At 67.9% G+C, this 16,443-nt stretch carries 12 protein-coding genes; 2 read left to right on the top strand and 10 right to left on the bottom strand.

Translation table 11 applies throughout. The annotated features are described in order from the left end of the window. Positions 1–47 precede the first annotated feature (47 nt). From trxA to regB, 8 genes are all read right to left on the bottom strand, one after another. A complete protein-coding gene (gene trxA, locus ACFO5X_RS11165; protein WP_380717525.1) occupies positions 48–368 on the bottom strand; it encodes a thioredoxin in 321 nt (106 codons plus the stop codon). Positions 369–405: 37 nt separating this feature from the next. Continuing rightward, positions 406–3,798: a double-strand break repair helicase AddA gene (gene addA, locus ACFO5X_RS11170; protein WP_380717526.1), complete on the bottom strand. Its 3,393-nt coding sequence runs from the start codon at positions 3,796–3,798 to the stop codon at positions 406–408. Then, positions 3,795–6,725, bottom strand: coding sequence for a double-strand break repair protein AddB (addB, locus tag ACFO5X_RS11175; protein ID WP_380717527.1), 2,931 nt, complete (start codon positions 6,723–6,725; stop codon positions 3,795–3,797). Before addB ends, addA begins: the two co-directional genes overlap by 4 nt. After that, the gene (locus ACFO5X_RS11180) at positions 6,718–7,401 is read right to left on the bottom strand and encodes a nucleotidyltransferase family protein (protein ID WP_380717528.1); all 684 of its coding nucleotides are present in this window, start codon (positions 7,399–7,401) and stop codon (positions 6,718–6,720) included. The genes addB and ACFO5X_RS11180 overlap by 8 nt, the downstream gene beginning before the upstream one ends. Further along, positions 7,398–8,396, bottom strand: coding sequence for an aminoglycoside phosphotransferase family protein (locus ACFO5X_RS11185; RefSeq protein WP_380717529.1), 999 nt, complete (start codon positions 8,394–8,396; stop codon positions 7,398–7,400). Before ACFO5X_RS11185 ends, ACFO5X_RS11180 begins: the two co-directional genes overlap by 4 nt. Continuing rightward, positions 8,389–8,868, bottom strand: a complete 480-nt coding sequence (tsaE, locus tag ACFO5X_RS11190; protein WP_380717530.1) for a tRNA (adenosine(37)-N6)-threonylcarbamoyltransferase complex ATPase subunit type 1 TsaE — start codon at positions 8,866–8,868, stop codon at positions 8,389–8,391. The genes ACFO5X_RS11185 and tsaE overlap by 8 nt, the downstream gene beginning before the upstream one ends. A gap of 41 nt (positions 8,869–8,909) precedes the next feature. Next, on the bottom strand, positions 8,910–10,430 hold the full coding sequence (locus ACFO5X_RS11195) for a PAS-domain containing protein (RefSeq protein ID WP_380717531.1): 1,521 nt from the start codon (positions 10,428–10,430) through the stop codon (positions 8,910–8,912). 85 nt (positions 10,431–10,515) lie between these two features. Next, positions 10,516–11,913 (bottom strand): sensor histidine kinase RegB, encoded by a 1,398-nt coding sequence (gene regB, locus ACFO5X_RS11200; RefSeq protein ID WP_380717844.1) that lies wholly within the window; start codon positions 11,911–11,913, stop codon positions 10,516–10,518. A gap of 93 nt (positions 11,914–12,006) precedes the next feature. Between regB and ACFO5X_RS11205 the strand changes: the two genes are divergently transcribed. Then, a complete protein-coding gene (locus ACFO5X_RS11205) occupies positions 12,007–12,627 on the top strand; it encodes an SCO family protein (protein WP_380717532.1) in 621 nt (206 codons plus the stop codon). Positions 12,628–12,703: 76 nt separating this feature from the next. After that, the gene (locus ACFO5X_RS11210; protein ID WP_380717533.1) at positions 12,704–13,258 is read left to right on the top strand and encodes an ActR/PrrA/RegA family redox response regulator transcription factor; all 555 of its coding nucleotides are present in this window, start codon (positions 12,704–12,706) and stop codon (positions 13,256–13,258) included. 124 nt (positions 13,259–13,382) lie between these two features. Here ACFO5X_RS11210 and pheT read toward each other — a convergent pair whose 3' ends face one another. Both pheT and ACFO5X_RS11220 read right to left on the bottom strand, forming a co-directional pair. Beyond that, positions 13,383–15,782, bottom strand: a complete 2,400-nt coding sequence (pheT, locus tag ACFO5X_RS11215) for a phenylalanine--tRNA ligase subunit beta (RefSeq protein WP_380717534.1) — start codon at positions 15,780–15,782, stop codon at positions 13,383–13,385. Positions 15,783–15,861: 79 nt separating this feature from the next. Next, a complete protein-coding gene (locus ACFO5X_RS11220; protein WP_380717535.1) occupies positions 15,862–16,377 on the bottom strand; it encodes a DUF2478 domain-containing protein in 516 nt (171 codons plus the stop codon). Positions 16,378–16,443 lie beyond the last annotated feature (66 nt).

A 16,443-nucleotide genomic window follows, 5' to 3' on the forward strand; every position in this document is an offset into this window, starting at 1 on the left:
AACGGCGCCCCCAGGGGAGCGCCGTGAGATTTCCGGTGCCGGCCGGATCAGATCGAGGAATCGATCCAGTTCTGCAGGGCTGCCTTCGGTGCGGCGCCGGCGCGGTTGCTGACGACCTGGCCGTCCTTGAAGATGAACAGCGCGGGAATGCTGCGCACGCCCATGGTGGCGGCGGAGTTCGGGTTGCTGTCGACGTCGACCTTGGCAACCTTGATCTTGCCTTCGTATTCCTTGGCAAGCTCTTCCAGAGCCGGGCCGATCTGCTTGCACGGGCCGCACCACTCGGCCCAGAAATCCACCACGACGGGGATATCGGAATTTTTCACTTCGGCATCGAAGGTGGCGTCGGTCACGGCAACGGTCGACATGCGGGGTCTCCTGGAGGGATGTGTCAGGGTTGGAAACCTAGGTAGCCGCGGCCCCAAGGTCAAGATCTTGGGTGCGACCCAGGGCCTCCGTCACAAGATCGTGCGGCAGGGGCATGAGCGTGGCGCTGCGGGTCCAGAGGATCGCGGTAGAGATCCGGCGGCCCGGCCAAATCTGGCGGAGCGCCTCGGCATAGGCGCCCATCTGGCGTAACACGCCTTCGGGACAGGCGGCGGCATCGGCGGGAAAGGTGCCGTTTGTCTTGATGTCGACGGCGAGGATTTCGTCGTCGGTTATCACCAGCCGGTCGATCACGCCGTGGATGCGGCGGTTGCCGATGGGGGCGGTGACGGCCACCTCGGCCAGCACCTCAGCGCCCCAGACGTGCGCGAGCGTCGGATTGTCGAGCACCGACGCCGCCTCGGCCAGGGCGAAGGCGAGATCGTCGGGGCTGGCGTCGGGCAGCAGGTGCGCGGCGAGCGCGGCTCGGTCGGTGGCGGCGATGCCCGGCAGATGTTCCAGCAGGCGGTGAATCCGGGTGCCGCGCTGTTTCGCGGTGTCGGTCTCGTCGCCCTCGGCGCCGGGCAGCGCCTTGGCGCCACCGAGGTCCGAGGGGCTGAGCACCTCTGGCAGCGGCGGCGGGACCGTGGCGGGGGTGGCATAGAAAGCCGGAACGGGGGCCAGGGTGCGGGTGGTCTGTTCGGGCTCGCGCAGCGGCAGCCGGTCCCAGGCGTCGTCGATCATGCGCAGGCCGGGGCCGGTGGGCTGATCGGCAGCGACGCTGCCCGAGGCCTGCATCCCGGCCTCGACCACACTGTGCCAGCCGTCGTCGGCCTCGCCCGCTGCGGCGACGATCAGCCACTTTTCCGCCCGTGTCAGAGCCACATAGAGCAGCCGCAGCCGTTCCGCCGCCTCGCGCTCGACCGCCTCGGCGCGGGACTCTGCCATCGCGGGGGGCATGGCATCGGCCGGGGTCCGCCAGAGTGGGACTCCCCCGGCGGTCAGGATGTCGCCACGCGGGTCGATCTTGCGGTTGGCGGTGTCGGGCAGGATGACGATGGGCGCCTCGAGCCCCTTGGCGCCGTGGACGGTCATCACCCGGATCATGTCGCCCGCCGAGCCGAGCTGACGCTTGATTTCCAGATCGTCGGTTTCCATCCAGACGAGGAAACCCGTGAGGCTGGGAACGGCCGAGGATTCATAGGCCAGCGCCTGGGCCAGCAGCGCGTTGATGCCATCCTCGGCCTCGGCGCCCAGGCGGCCGATCAGGCGTTTGCGGCCATCGTGGCGGATCAGCACCCGTTCGATCAGATCGTAGGGGCGCAGGAAATCGGCCTGCCCGCGCAGATCGTGCAGCATGGCGAGGGTGTCGGGAAATTCGGGTTCGCGCCTGCGAAGTTCGGCCCAGAGGAAGCGGCCTTCGGGCCTTCGGTGGGCGAGGTCGAAGATCATCTGTTCGGTCCAGCCGAACAGCGGCGAGCGCAGGGCGGCGGCAAGCGAGAGGTCGTCTTCGGGCGTCGCGAGGAACCGCAGCAGCGCGGCCAGATCCTTGACCGCCAGTTCCGCGCCGACCTTCAGCCGGTCGGCGCCGGCAATGGGCAGACCGGCGCCCTTGCAGGCGCGGATGATCTCGGAAAACAGGGTGGAGCGGCGCTGCACCAGGATGAGGAAATCGCCGGGGCGCACGGGACGGCGGAACAGGCTGTCGCGGTCGCGGTCCGGGACGGTTTCCCGGCGGTCGATCATGTCCTTGATCGACTGCGCCACCTGCCGCGCCAGCAGCACCTCGTGATGCTGTGCGCCGGGCCGGTCGACCGGGTCGGTCCATTCGGGGCGTTCGTCGTCTTCGGCCTTGGGGATCGCGGGCCAGAGATCGACCCGCCCCGGCAGGTCGGAGTGGAAGGCGCGGTGTCGCCCGTCGACGGGGAACCCGGCCTGCGCCTTCCCGGCGAAGACGTTGTCGACCAGCCGCAGGATCGTTTCAGCCGAACGGAAGGAGAATTCGAGCGTCAGGTCAAAGAGGCGGTCGCCCGTCGCCTCCAGCCGGCCGGCAAAATCGGCCTGCATCCGGTCGAAGGCGCCGGGATCGGCGCCCTGGAAGGAGTAGATCGACTGTTTCTTGTCGCCCACCACGAAGATGGTCCGGCGCACATCGGGCCGCGCGCCTTCGCCGGTGGTGAACTCCTGCGCCAGCTTTTCGATCACGTCCCATTGTTCGGGGCTGGTGTCCTGCGCCTCGTCCACCAGGATGTGGTCGATGCCGCCGTCGAGACGGTAGAGCACCCAGGCCGCGACGGAGCGGTCGTTCAGCAGCTGCCGGGCCTTCAGGATCAGGTCGTCGAAATCGAGCAGGCCGCGCAGCTGTTTCTGGCGTTCGTATTCCGGCAGGAACGCGGCGGCGAAGGCGTGGAGGGTGCGGGATTTTTCAAAGCTAGCAATTGCATTCTGAAAGACATGCGCCTCGTGAACCCGGTCCATGAAACCATGCAGTGCATCCGCAACCGGTTCTACGGCTACTAAGGCTTTGCTGTGGTTTGATTGCGGGAAGTTCCGAGACTTGGAGTCGCCTTTTTGGTAGTCCCCGTTTTTGCCATCACTTTGATATAGAAACTCGGGCTTTAAGGCCTCAAGATCGGAAAGCGTCGGTGCGATAACATCAATTTTTGCGAGGCGATCTGCCAAATCCGCATAGCTTTTCGACAGCGTTTTGAGGATTGGCAAAAGGTCAGACCAGAGAGCTTGTTCCGATCCGTCGAATGCAATTGCAATAGCGTCAAGCTCACTTGGGTTCGGCGGCAAACCAAGTGCACGAGTGATGGCCTCGGGGCTGACTTCGATCAGCGCCTGCCGGTGTTTCAGCACCGCCTGCAACAGATCCTCCAGCCGGGCGTCCGAGACATAGGCGGCGATGCCGTCGAGCAGCGGGCGCTGCGGGCCGTCGGCCATGGTTTCGACGATCTGGCTCACCAGCAGCCGGGCGGCGCGGTCTTCCATCTCGGCGAATTGCGGACTGACGCCGGCTTCGAGCGGGAAGCGGCGCAGGAGGGCGGAACAGAAGGAGTGGATCGTCTGGATCTTGAGACCGCCCGGCGCCTCGATGGCGCGGGCAAAGAGCGTGCGGGCGTGGCGCATCCGGTCGGGTGTCAGCGCGCCTTCGACGCCGAGCACGTCCAGCTGTTCGGCCAGCGCGGTGTCGGTCAGCATGGTCCATTCGCCCAGGCGGCGGAACAGGCGGTTCTGCATCTCGCTGGCCGCCGCCTTGGTATAGGTGAGGCAGAGGATGTTCTGGGGTTCGACCCCGTCGAGCAGCAGCCGCGCCACCCGGTCGGTCAGCACCCGCGTCTTGCCCGACCCGGCGTTGGCGGCCAGCCAGGTCGAGGCATCGGGCCGCGCGGCGCGCACCTGCGCCTCGGTCGCCGCGTCGCGGGTCATTCGAGGACCTCCGGGGTGGCCGTGACGCTGCCGTCCCATTCGCCGAAGCGGGCCAGATGGTCATAGTTGCCGCGGTCGGTGTCCTTGAACAGCATCCGCCGTGCGGTGAATCCCTGATCGGCGCGGTGATAGTGGCGGATCAGCGTGACCAGCCGGGCCAGCACCTCGGCCGCGCTTTCCTCGTCCAACGGCGCGGGCTGTTCGCTGAGGGTGCTGCCGATCCCGAGGAACAGCGCCTGGACCACGGGCGCGGCGGGAATCCCCTTGAACAGACCCTGTTCGGCGAGGGCGGCTTCGATCAGGAGCTGTTTGTCGAAGTATTTCTGTTCGCGCGTCGTTGGCACATGCCCGGTCTTGTAGTCGTAGATCAGCAGGTTGCCGGAGGCGTCGATGTCGATCCGGTCGGCGCGGCCGGTCAGGGTGAAATCGACGCCCGGCAGCGGCACCCGCACCTTGGTTTCCAGATGCTCGGGGCGGGCCTGATCCTGCCGGCGCCGTTCGGCCTGGACGAAATCGCCGGCGATGCGGCCCAGCCGGGCCAGCCACAGCCGACGGGCGGCGGGCCAGGGCACGTCGGTTTCCAGCACGCGGGCGCAGTGGTCGAGCAGGCGCGCGGGCGTCAGGGCGGCGGGATCGTCGCGGGTTTCCTTGATGAAGGCTTCGAGAATGTCGTGCACGACATTGCCGCGCAGGGCCGCGTCGGGCTCCATCGCCAGCGGGTCGAGCGGGTTCAGCCGCAGCACATGGCGGGCATAGATCGCATAGGGGTCGCGGATCAGCGTCTTGATCTCGGTGATCGACAGCCGCCGGGGCCGCGCGGCGACGGGGGGCTTTGGCGAGGGGCGATGCGCGCCCGCGATCCTGGGCGCGAATTCGGCGGCCTCGGCCAGATCGAGCCAGTGACGGCCCCGGTCGCGCATCCCGGCCAGCGCGGGTTTGCCGGTTTCGTGCAGGCCCTCGAGCAGGTTGGTCAGACGGTTCAGCCAGCGCGAGGGCACGGTTTCGGCATCGTCGGAGCGGATCGCGCGGGTGAGCCAGACCTCGGGCGCGGCGATTGCCTGCTGGAAGTCATGGGCGGAGAGGCCGATGCGCCGCTCGGGCAGCAACAGCCCGGCCTGTTTGCGCATGGAGCGGTTCAGCCAGGGATCGGGGCGGGCGACCTCGGGCCAGGCGCCTTCGTTCAGGCCGCCCAGGATCAGCAGGTCGGCGCCCTGCACCCGCGCCTCGAGCGTGCCCCAGATCAGGATGCCTTCGTGCGGCTTGTCGCGGTCGCGCACCTCTTCGCCGGATTGCAGCAGAGCCCCAAGCAGGTCGGCGAAGTCGCGGGCGCCCATCGCGCCGCCGTGGCCGGATTCGGTTTCCAATGCGGTCAGGGTCTTCAGCACCTCCTGTCCGGCGTTTTTCTCCCACAGGCCGCCCGAGCCTTCGGTCGCGCTGCCCCCTGCGAGCGCTTCGGCCACGCGGCGCAGGCGGAGCACCCAGTCGGACAGGTCGAGGTCGCCGCGGACGGTCTGGTCGGTGACAAGCGCGATCAGCCAGTCGATCCAGGCGGTTGGCGGATCGTCCAGCCGGGCGGCATAGGCCCTCAGCCCCGCAGCGTCGGGGAAGGCTGGGCCGTTGCGGCGCAGGTGCAGTTCCAGGTTGCGGCTGTGGATCAGGTGCAGGTTGCGATCCGGCCCGGAATGGCAGAGCGGATGTTTCAGCAGCGTCACCAGGGCCTCGGCCGTCAGGCGATCGGTGAACAGCGCCGCAACATGGCGCAGGAAGCGGCCGGGCGGCGAGAGGTGCAGCGGCATCCCGGCGCTGTCGTCGGGGGTGATCCGCCAGCGGTCGAGTGCGGCGGAAACGCGGCGGGTCAGCATCCGGTCGGGGGTGATCAGCGCGGCGGTCTGGCCGGCTTCGGCGGCGGCGCGCAGGCGCATCGCGATGGCCAGCGCCTCGGTGCGGGGGTCGGGCGCCTCGACCAGCGTCATGGCCTCGGTGGCCTGTCCGATGTCGCCCAGCCGCGGCCCTTCGTCGAGCCAGGCATCGGTGAAGGGCGCGGGCCGCAGGGCGAGCGAGACGAGCCGGTTGCGCGCCGGTGCGGGGGCGGGCGTATCGGTCCAGCGGATCACGTCGCCGGGGGTGATGCCCAGCCGCTCCATCATATGGGCGAAGCGGTATTGCGGATGGTCCTCGGTGCCCTGGGTGCGGGTCAGGTCGGCCCAGACGCGGTCCGGCTGGTCGAAGTCGAAGCCCGGCAGGAGGATCGCGCCCTGCGGCAGACGCGCCACCGCCTCCATCAGCATGAGCGTGGTGCCGCGCGATCCGGTCGAGCCGGCCACCAGCACCGGCCCCTGAGGCGGGGTCTCGGCCCAGGCGGCGCTCAGCGCCTCGACGGCGCGGCGGTTGCGGTGGGTCGCGTCGTCGGCGCCGCCGGATTGCAGGTAGTCTTCGGCGATGCCGATGAAGGCGAGCGCGCGCGCCCAATGGCCCGACATGTCGGCGACGTCGAGCTGGCGCAGGACATCGGGGGCGACGCCTTCATCGGCCATCTCGTCCATCAGCGCGGCGAGGCTGTCGGCGAGGTCGTAGACCGAGGCGCGGGCGGCCAGATCGGGCTGGCGGTCGAGCAGGCGGGCGACCAGCTGGGCCAGTTGCAGGCGGCGGCGCAGGCCCGGCGCGGCGGGTTCCGCCGGGGCGAGCGGGGTCAGCGCGGCGATATCGGTCACCAGCGAGAGGCGGGGCAGCAGTTTCGCCGGCCCGGCGTCCTGCAGCGCCCGGATGCGGCGGGCCATGCGGCGGGTGTTGACGATCAGGCGGAGGCGCGCCGCCGCCTGCGGCGGCTGGCCCGCCAGGCGGGCGTCGATTCCGGCCAGCAATGCGGCGGGAAAGTCGACGCCGGGCGGCAGGGCAAAGACCCTTGGTTTGTCGGACGGCTCAAACATGCGGCTCTGACAGGAGGGTTTCGGCGATCCTTATGCCATCGGGGTGGCCCACGTCGCACCAGCGGCCGGGGTAAATCGCGCCGAACAGGCGGCCGCGCTCTGCCATCTCGTCCCAGACCGCGTTCATCGAGAAGACCTGGCCGGGATGCGCCGCAACGTGTTCGGCGGCGATGATCTGCGCGCCGCCATAGACCATGTCGCCACCGCGCGAGATGCGGCCTTCGGCGTCGAGGCCGAAGTCACCGCCCTTGTCGCGCCCGACCGTCCGGGCGTGTGGCACGCAGGTCAGCAGGGCATCCATCCGGGCGGGATCCCAGGCGGCGAGCAATTGCGCCAGCGGGTTCGGGCCGGACCAGATTGCGTCGGTGTTCAGGGTGATCACCGGGCCGTCGCCCAGCAGCGGCAGGGCCGCCTTGAGGCCACCGCCGGTGTCGAGAATATCGGGCGTTTCATGCGAGATCTCGACGCCCTTCGGTGTCAGATGCGCGGCCAGCATCTCGGCTTTGTAATGGGCGTTTGCGGCGATCACCGGGGCGCCGATACCGACCGCGAGATCAAGCGCGTGGTCGATCAGGGGCCGCCCGGCCACCGCGATCAGCGGTTTGGGCCGGTCGCGGGTCAGCGCGCCCATGCGTGTGCCGAAGCCGGCGGCGAAGAGGAGGACGGGCAGCGTCATCGGCGCAGCCTTGCAAGCACGGCGGGCGTCGGTTCGGGCAGGCTGTCGCGCAAGAGCTGCGCCACCGGGGCGAGCGCGGGGTCGGCGATGTCGCGCATCACGTGTGCCCAGACCTTGGGGATCATGTCGACGTAATGCGGCTTGCCATAATCGAGGCCCAGCCGGCCGAAGACTCCGAGGATCCGCAGGTTGCGCTGGGCGCCGAGCACGCGGTAGACGGTGCGGAAGTCCGAGTCCGCCACGCCGGTGTCCGCGATGTAGTGGGCGAGCATCTGGTCTTCGACCTCGGGCGAGACATCCCGGCGGACGTCCTGCAGAAGCGAGACCAGATCATAGGCCGGGTGCCCGGCCATGGCGTCCTGAAAGTCGAGCAGGCCGACGCGGGCCGGGCCTTCGCGTTCGGGCAGCCACAAGAGGTTGTCGGCGTGGTAGTCGCGCTGGGCGAGGACGGTTCGGCCTGTCGTAGTGCGCTCCAGGATCTCGCGGAAGCGGGTGGCGAATTCGGTCTGCGCCTGCGCGTCCGCCGCACCCGCGACGGGATCGCGATACTTGGTGAAAGCCAGGCAGGCCAGGTCGGTCATCCGCTGGGGGCCGTAGGGGTCGAGCTGCGGCAGCGGCGCCTGGGCCAGTGTCACCAGAACATCGGTCGCGGCGCGGTAGAGCGTTGCCTCAATGGCCGGGTCCTTCGGGATCACGCGGGAAAACAGGGCGTCGCCCAGATCCTCGATCAGGAGAAAGCCATGCGTGGTATCTTCGGCGTAGATCTCGGGCGCGCTCAGCCCCAGCCCGTGCAGGTGTCGGGCAATGCGGACGAAGGGGCGCACATCCTCGCCCTTGTCCGGCGGGGCGTCCATCAGGACCGCGGTGCGGCCCCCGGCATCGCGCAGCCGTTCATAGCGGCGGTTCGAGGCGTCGCCGGCCAGCGGGCCGCGGGTGGCGCCGGCCATGAAGGTGGTGGCCAGGAAGCTGTCGGCCAGGGTGGAGCGGTCAGTCATCGCGCGCGAAATCCAGTCGGCCGGCCCATTTCGGATCGGTCCAGGTGAAGGTGATGTGCCGGGTGTCCTCCAGCGCGGCGTCGGGCGCAAGGGCGATGTCGAGAGCGCCCGGCGGCGCGAGCGGCCCCAGCCGGTCGGGCCATTCGACCAGGCAGATCGCGGTCGCGAAAGCGTCATCGAGGCCGAGTTCGATGATCTCGCCGATATCGCCCAGGCGGTAGAGATCGGCGTGCCAGATCTCGCCGGCGGGGCTGTCGTAGCTTTGCACCAGGGTGAAGGTCGGCGAGGGAACATCCTCGTCCCGGTCCAGCAGCGACCGGATCATCTGGCGGCAGAAATGCGTCTTGCCGGCGCCGATGGGGCCGCTGAACAGCAGGGTGTCGCCGGGGTGGAGCCGCGCGCCCAGTCTGCGGGCCAGATCGGCTGTGGCCTCGGGCGAAGGCAGGGTAAGCGAGAGCGACGTTTCGGCCATGCGCGTACCATGGCGCCGGGCCGGGCTGGCCGCAAGCCGGTTCAGGGCATGGCGTCGGCCGTTGCTGCCCTGCCCTCGCGCTCTCCTGACAGGGGTTTTGGGTGGCGGTGGAATGACACCAGAGTGGCGCCCTTCTGCAGCGGCATGATCCGGCAGGTGATCGGCTCGCCGCTGGTCAGAAAGATTTCGGCCCACCAATCGGTGCGGTTCTCGCGCGTGGCGACAAAATCGCGGATCTCTCCCCACAGCGGACTGGCCTTGCAGCGCGCCTGCCAGCATCTTGTGGCATCGATGACCGAGAGCTGGGCAAAGCTCTTTTCCGGGTCGGTGGCCCAGAGGTCGCGGTAGGCGGCATTCGTCACCGTCAGGCTGCCATCGGCGGCAAAGACGGCCACGCCCTGTTCCAGCCGGTCGAGGATCGACTGGCCCAGTTCCAGATCGGCGCGAAAGCGGCGGGTCAGGGTGATTTCGGCGGTAATGTCCTCGAACAGGAAGGCGATGGTGCCGTCAGGATGCGGTCGCCCGCTGACCGAATAGACCGCGCCCGAGGGCAGCGACCAGGTTTCGTGATAGCGCCCGTCCTTCGCGGCGGCCACGAGGTCGGCCATCTGATGGCGCCAGCTGTTGTAGTTCTTCGGCTCGGGCATCATGTTCTGGTCGCGCAGCCGGTCGGAGAACGACAGCATGTTGGGGCGCGCGGTCAGGAAATCGGCCGGCAGGGCGGTAAGATCGACAAGCGCGGGATTGAACAGCGCGAGCTGGCGGTGACGATCGAAGATCGCGAGGCCGATGGAGAGCTGCGCGAATGTCTTGGCCAGCGTCTGGACGAACTGGCGCTGCGCCTCTTCGGCCTGCACCACGGCATCGACGTCGACGGCATAGCAGAGCATCCCGGAGGCATCGGGCACCATCGAGACATCGAACCAATGGCGGTTGTCCTCGCCTTCGCGGGCGAGCGGCAGGCGTTTGCGTCCGGTCTGTGGCCCGCGTGGCAGGTTGAACAGCGGCGCGGCGCTGTCCCCGGCGAGCCGGGTGTAGGCGCTGTTGGCCCAGGCGACCTCACCCGTCTTGGTCAGGGTCCAGATCGGATAGGGCGATTTGTCGACCGCGCAGCGCAGCGCGGCCAGTTCCCGGCGCTGGGCCACCAGCAGTCCGTTGCCGCCGGATTGTGGCTGGGTCGTTTCGGAAAGATGCAGCCGGATGACGCCGTTCAGCCATTCGCAGGTCAGGCAGCTTGGGTCGCCCGGAGCTCCGGCCGCGATGTCGATGCGCTGGCTGTCCCGGATGCGGGCCTGATCGCGCGGCAGGTCGGGAAACTGCTGCGACAGCCAGGCGCAGAGGCTGTCCCAGTCGGGCCGGTCAGTCTGGCCGTCGAACAGGAGGCGGGCCCGGTCGGAGAGATCGAGCAGCTCGTGCCCGGCGAACAGCCAGACCGCAGCGTCGCCCAGCAGCGGTTCAGGTCGTCGCTGCCTGCCCGGTCCCAGCCAGACCACGGCCAGGATCGCGGTGACCAGGCTGACGCCAATGAGCAGAACCAGGTCCACTAACTGCGGTGTCATCATCGTCGTGGCGTCCCAGCCTGTCATGCCGCGACGACTATTTTCAGCAATGGTTAACGCCGGCTTAACGCGTTGGGATTTTAAGCAATCAGATGCGGATCGGCTGGTTCGCCCGCATGGGCACAGCGTTGTCGCGGTGCTGGGCGTCGATCTTGGCGCGGGGCCAGACGACCTCGACCACCGCGCCGATGCGCGCGCCGGCGTCTGGCCCCGGCAGGTCACGGTCCGGGCCGTTGGCAAAGCTGAGTTCGGCCCCGGTGCGTTCCAGCAGGGTCTTGGCGATGAACAGGCCAAGGCCCATGCCTTCGTATTCCGGCCGCGACTTGCGGTCGCTTTCGCTGCGCCGCCGCCGTACGAAGGGATCGCCGATGCGTCCGATCAGATGCGGCGGAAATCCCCGTCCGTCGTCCATGATCCGGACCGAGATGCGATCCTCGGTCCAGGCAGATTCGATCCAGACCGTGCTGCGGGCAAAGTCGACCGCGTTCTGCACGAGATTGCGCAGACCGTGAATCACCTCGGGCTTGCGCAGGATCGACGGCACCTGCGTCGGGGCATCCTTGCCCGGCATCTCGGCGAAATGAATGTTCTTGCCCCGCTCCAGATGCGGCTCGGCCGCCTCGGTCAGAACCGCGCTCAGCGGGGCCTGGCGCAGGTGCAGGTCGTCCTTCCCTGCCCGGCCCATGTCGCGCAGGATGTCGCGGCAGCGGTCGGCCTGCTGCCGGATCAGCGCGGCGTCGTCCCGCAGGTCGGGCCGGTCTGCCAGCTCTTCCATCAGTTCGGCGCTGGTGAGCTTGATCGTCGCCAGCGGCGTGCCGAGTTCGTGCGCGGCCGCCGCCACCACCCCGCCCAGGTCGGTCAGCTTCTGTTCACGGGCCAGAGCCATCTGGGTGGCGGAGAGCGCGTCGGACATCGAGTGGATCTCGGAATTCACCCGCTGGGAATAGGCGCCGATGAACAGCACGGCGATGGTGATCGCGACCCAGTTGCCGAAGACGAAGAGGGCGGGCAGATGCAGGATGGTGCCGTCGTCCATCATCAGCGGCAGGTGGGTGTTGGCCAGCAGCGTCACCAGCAGGATGGCGGTGCCGCCGACCAGCAGGGTCGAGCGCAGGCCCAGAACGCTGGCCGAGATCGTGACCGGCCCCAGCAGCAGCAGGGCGAAGGGGTTGTGCAGGCCACCGGTGAGAAACAGCAGGAAGGAGAGCTGCAACAGGTCGAACAGTACCATCAGGAGGTTTTCGGATTCTGACAGGCGCTTGTTCTGCGGAAAAACGAAGATCGCGATGAGGTTGCCGATGACCGAGGCGCCGACGGCCATGTAGCAGAGCCCGACCTCGAGCTGGATGTGATAGACGACCTGGGCCACCAGGATCGCCGCGAGCTGTCCGAAAATGGCCACCCAACGCAGCAGGATCATCGTCCGCAGACGGATCCAGTTCCCGCGTTCCTGGCCGTAGGGGCTGAGAAGATCGGACAACGACATTGTGACCTTTTGCGCATTGCGCCTGATGGTCATCTTGATAGGTCTGCCCGGCGTCCCGATCAACCGCGTTCCTGAAGGGGAGGATCCCGCCCGATGCGCCCGTTTTACGTCTATCTTGCCGCCGGGTTCCTGGCCGTGCTGTCCGGGGGTCTGTGGTTTGCCAGCACGCTGGGTCAGGGCGATGACCGCTTTGCCCAGTGCCGCACCAGTCAGATCGCCGGGGGCACGGCGCAGATCGGCGGGCCCTTCGAGCTGGTGAATGCCAAGGGCGAGACCGTGACGGACAAGGACGTGATCACCGAACCGACGCTGATCTATTTCGGCTATACCTTCTGTCCCGATGTCTGCCCGCTCGACATGTCGCGCAATGCGGATGCGGTCGATCTGCTGGCGGCCAAGGGGCAGATGGTGACGCCGGTGTTCATCACGGTCGATCCCGAGCGCGATACACCCGAGGTGGTGGGCGATTTCGCGGCGAATATCCACGAGCGGGCCATCGGGCTGACCGGGTCGCCCGCGCAGATCAAGGCGGCGAGCCAGGCCTATCGGTCCTATTACAAGGCGCATCCGGAACAGGGCGAGTTTTACATGGTCGATCATTCGACCTTCAGCTATCTGGTTCTGCCGCAGATCGGTTTCGTCGATTATTTCCGCCATGAAGAGAGCGCCGACACCGTGGCGGACCGGATCGGGTGTTTCCTTGACGAAGCGTGAAGATGTAACGGCGTTTGACCTTTACGGCAGCGCTGGCCATACTCGGAAAAAGTGTGTTCCAGAAGGAGACGCTGACATGGCTGACGGGTCACAGGCCGATTTGGGGCCGGACAAATCGCTGTTGCTGGTGGACGATGACGAGCCGTTTCTGCGGCGTCTGGCCAAGGCCATGGAAAAGCGTGGCTTCGAGATCGAGATGGCCGGATCCGTCGCTGCCGGACGCGCGGTGGCGACGGCTCGCCCGCCGGCCTATGCCGTGGTCGACCTGCGGCTGGAGGACGGCAACGGGCTGGATGTGGTCGAGGTGCTGCGGGAAAAGCGGCCGGATTGCCGGATTGTGGTTCTGACCGGATATGGCGCGATTGCGACGGCGGTGGCGGCGGTGAAGGTCGGGGCCACCGACTATCTTTCGAAGCCGGCGGATGCGACGGATATCACCAATGCGCTGCTGGCGCGGTCGGACGAACTGCCCCCGCCGCCCGACAACCCGATGAGCGCGGACCGCGTGCGCTGGGAGCATATCCAGCGGGTCTATGAGCTGTGCGAGCGCAATGTGAGCGAGACGGCGCGGCGGCTGAACATGCACCGCCGGACGTTGCAGCGGATCCTGGCCAAGCGCAGCCCGCGGTAAGCCTAGCGGAGACTGTGCCGCGCCTTTTCGGCGCGGCGTCTTCAGAAGGCTGTTAGCGCTATCTGTATTTTGGACAACGGGTTAGACCCCCGTCCTAGCTAGGACATGTAGGAACGGCGTGCCGTCAGCCGCGCAGGGTGCCGGCGGTGGCCTTGGTCACCTTTTCGACGATCTTGGCCGAAACCGCCTCGATCTCGGCCTCGGTCAGGGTCTTGCCGGTGGGCTGGAGGCGCACGGTGACGGCGAGGGATTTCTTCCCCTCGCCCAGCGAGCCGCCGCGGAATTCGTCGAAGACGCGCACGTCCTCGATCAGCGCCTTGTCCGCCCCGGCGGCGGCGTTGACGAGCGTCAGCGCCTCGACCCCGGCGTCGACCACGAAGGCGAAGTCGCGTTCGACCGCCTGCAGGTCGCGCAGTTCCAGCGCCGCGCGCGTCGCGGTGCCCTTGCGGGCCTGCGGCACCTCTTCGGGCCAGAGGGTGAAGGCCATCGCCGGGCCTTTCACGTCCATCGCGGCCAGAATCTTGGGGTGCAGCTCACCGAAGACGCCCAGCACCTTCTTCGGGCCTAGGCAGATACGCCCGTGCCGGCCCGGATGCCACCAGCCGGCGCCGCCGCGCTGGATCTGCACCTTGGCGGGCGCGCCCATCGCGGCTAGCACGGCCTCGGCGTCGGCCTTGACATCGAAGACATCCACGGCACGCGCGGCCTTTTGCACGTCCTTCGGGCCGGTGCGGCCGATCAGCAGGCCGGTCACCTGGGCCTGCTGTTCGCCCGGTTCGCCGCCGTGGAAGACAGGGCCGATTTCGAACAGGCCCATGTCCATGAAGCCGCGCGCCTGGTTCCGGGCTGCCGCCTGAAGCAGGCCGGGCAAAAGGTCGGGGCGCATGTGGCTCATTTCCGAGGAAATCGGGTTTTCGAGCATCGTCGCCGGGGTTCCGCCGTCGAACAGTGCCGCGCTGGCCTGGTCGATGAAGGAGTAGGTCACGCATTCGTTGTAGCCGAGCGCGGCGCAGGTCCGGCGCGCGGCCTGTTCGCGGCGCTGCATCGGCGTCATCACCGGACGCGGCACGCCGTCGGTGAGGCGCGGCAGCGGCCGGCCTTCGAGCTTGGTGAGCGAGGCGACGCGGGCGACCTCCTCGACCAGATCGGCCTCGCCGGTCACGTCGGGGCGCCAGCTGGGCACCTGGGCCAGATTGCCTTCCAGACGGAAGCCGAGGCGGGTCAGCGTCTGGCGCTGTTCGCTTTCGGGGATGTCCATGCCGACAAGGCTTTGCACCCGCGCGGTGTCGAGCTTGTAGGCGCGGCGGTGATCAGGAATGGCGCCGGCGACGACCACACTGGAGGCTTCGCCGCCGCAGAGATCGATGATCATCTGGGTTGCCAGTTCCAGGCCCGGGAGGGTGAATTCAGGATCGACGCCCCGCTCGAAACGATAGCGCGCGTCCGAGTTGATCTTGAGCGCACGGCCGGTCAGCGCGATCTGCACGTTGTCCCAGAAGGCGGATTCGAGGAAGACATTGACGGTCTCCTCGGTCACGCCCGAAGCGGCGCCGCCCATGATGCCGGCGATGCTTTCCGGTTCGTTGGCGTCGGAGATTACCATCATGCCGGGTTCGAAGGTATAGGTCTTGTCGTCGAGCGCCTCGATGGTCTCGCCGCCCTTGGCGCGGTGCACGCGCAGGGTGCCGCCGGCGACCTTGTCGGCGTCGAAGACGTGCAGCGGGCGGTTGCGGTCGTAGGTGAAGAAGTTGGTCACATCGACCAGCGCGGAGATCGGGCGCAGCCCGATGGCGCGCAGCTGGTCCTGAAGCCATTGCGGCGACGGGCCGTTTTTCACGCCGCGGATCAGCCGGCCGGTGAAGACCGGGCAGCCGTCGAGGGTATCCGCGTCGATGCTGACGGAGATCGGGCAGGGATATTCGCCGGGAACGGGATCGACGGGCCGGGGCTTCAGCTTCCCGATCCCGCGTGCGGCGAGATCGCGCGCGATGCCCTGCACGCCAAGCGCGTCGGGCCGGTTGGGGGTGATTGCGATCTCGATCACCGGATCGACCTTGGAGGGGTCGTTATCGGCCAGCCAGTCGATGAAGCGCTCGCCGACCTCGCCCGAGGGGAGTTCGATGATGCCGTCATGTTCGTCCGACAGCTCGAGTTCGCGTTCCGAGGCCATCATGCCGAAGCTTTCGATGCCGCGGATCTTGCCGACGCCGATGGTGGTGTCGATGCCTGGCACGTAGACGCCCGGCTTTGCCACGACGACGGTGATGCCCTCGCGCGCGTTCGGGGCGCCGCAGATGATCTGCAGCTCGCCCTCGTCGGTCGCCACCTTGCAGACACGCAGGCGGTCGGCGTCGGGGTGGGGCTCGGCATGGAGCACCTTGCCGATGGTAAATTCCCTGAGCCGGTCAGCGGGGTTCGACACCTCTTCGACCTCGAGCCCGAGATCGGTCAGCGTCTCGGCGATCTCGTCGACGCTGGCGGTGGTTTCGAGGTGCGTTTTCAGCCAGGACAGGGTGAATTTCATCGGTTCGGCTTTCGCAGGGCAATTTCCGGTCGCGCTGGCAATGGCAAAGAATGGCCGTCAGCGCAAGGTACAGCCGAAATCAGGCGGTGATCCGGGCGCGGGTATCGGCGACCCATTCGGCCAGCGCGCCCTCGTCGGCGGGCAGCTCGACGGCCAGATCGCCGGCGAAGTTGAGGAAGGCAGCGCGGTTGGTCGCGTTCAGACCCACGAGGACCGGGATGCCAAGAGCGGCGGCTTCGGCGATGACAGGACGAAAGCCGCGGCCTTCGGATTCATGCTTGCCGAACTTGTTGACCAGCAGCAGATCGACGGGGGTGTTGAGCGAGGCAAGGACATGGCCCACGGCGGTTTCCAGCGCCTCGGGGTCGAGCCGGCAGCCGCGCGAGCCGCGGCCGAGCGATTGCGAGATGCGCAGGTCGGGACCGTTCGGCAGAACGCGGACATCCATGTCGCAGGGCCGGTCGGGGCCGCAGTCGCTGTTGATCTGGACGACGCCCGCCACCCGCAGGCCGTTGCCCGCGAGACGCGCGGCCAGACCGGCCAGCAGCAGGTCGGTGCCGCCGCGGCTGCCCGCCATGGTGTATCCGATGCTCATGAGCCTGCGCCTCCGCTTCGGGAACGGGATGAGTGTATCGGGCAACCCCGTGGGGCCGCAAGGGCG

The organism is Seohaeicola nanhaiensis, assembly GCF_042654245.1.
GTDB classification, from domain to species: Bacteria; Pseudomonadota; Alphaproteobacteria; order Rhodobacterales; family Rhodobacteraceae; genus Seohaeicola_A; species Seohaeicola_A nanhaiensis.

Excerpts from the sequence above, each read along its gene's own strand:
- trxA (WP_380717525.1), bottom strand. The coding sequence starts at position 368 with ATGTCGACCGTTGCCGTGACCGACGCCACCTTCGATGCCGAAGTGAAA.
- addA (WP_380717526.1), bottom strand. The coding sequence starts at position 3,798 with ATGACCCGCGACGCGGCGACCGAGGCGCAGGTGCGCGCCGCGCGGCCC.
- addB (WP_380717527.1), bottom strand. The coding sequence starts at position 6,725 with ATGTTTGAGCCGTCCGACAAACCAAGGGTCTTTGCCCTGCCGCCCGGC.
- ACFO5X_RS11180 (WP_380717528.1), bottom strand. The coding sequence starts at position 7,401 with ATGACGCTGCCCGTCCTCCTCTTCGCCGCCGGCTTCGGCACACGCATG.
- ACFO5X_RS11185 (WP_380717529.1), bottom strand. The coding sequence starts at position 8,396 with ATGACTGACCGCTCCACCCTGGCCGACAGCTTCCTGGCCACCACCTTC.
- tsaE (WP_380717530.1), bottom strand. The coding sequence starts at position 8,868 with ATGGCCGAAACGTCGCTCTCGCTTACCCTGCCTTCGCCCGAGGCCACA.
- ACFO5X_RS11195 (WP_380717531.1), bottom strand. The coding sequence starts at position 10,430 with ATGATGACACCGCAGTTAGTGGACCTGGTTCTGCTCATTGGCGTCAGC.
- regB (WP_380717844.1), bottom strand. The coding sequence starts at position 11,913 with ATGTCGTTGTCCGATCTTCTCAGCCCCTACGGCCAGGAACGCGGGAAC.
- ACFO5X_RS11205 (WP_380717532.1), top strand. The coding sequence starts at position 12,007 with ATGCGCCCGTTTTACGTCTATCTTGCCGCCGGGTTCCTGGCCGTGCTG.
- ACFO5X_RS11210 (WP_380717533.1), top strand. The coding sequence starts at position 12,704 with ATGGCTGACGGGTCACAGGCCGATTTGGGGCCGGACAAATCGCTGTTG.
- pheT (WP_380717534.1), bottom strand. The coding sequence starts at position 15,782 with ATGAAATTCACCCTGTCCTGGCTGAAAACGCACCTCGAAACCACCGCC.
- ACFO5X_RS11220 (WP_380717535.1), bottom strand. The coding sequence starts at position 16,377 with ATGAGCATCGGATACACCATGGCGGGCAGCCGCGGCGGCACCGACCTG.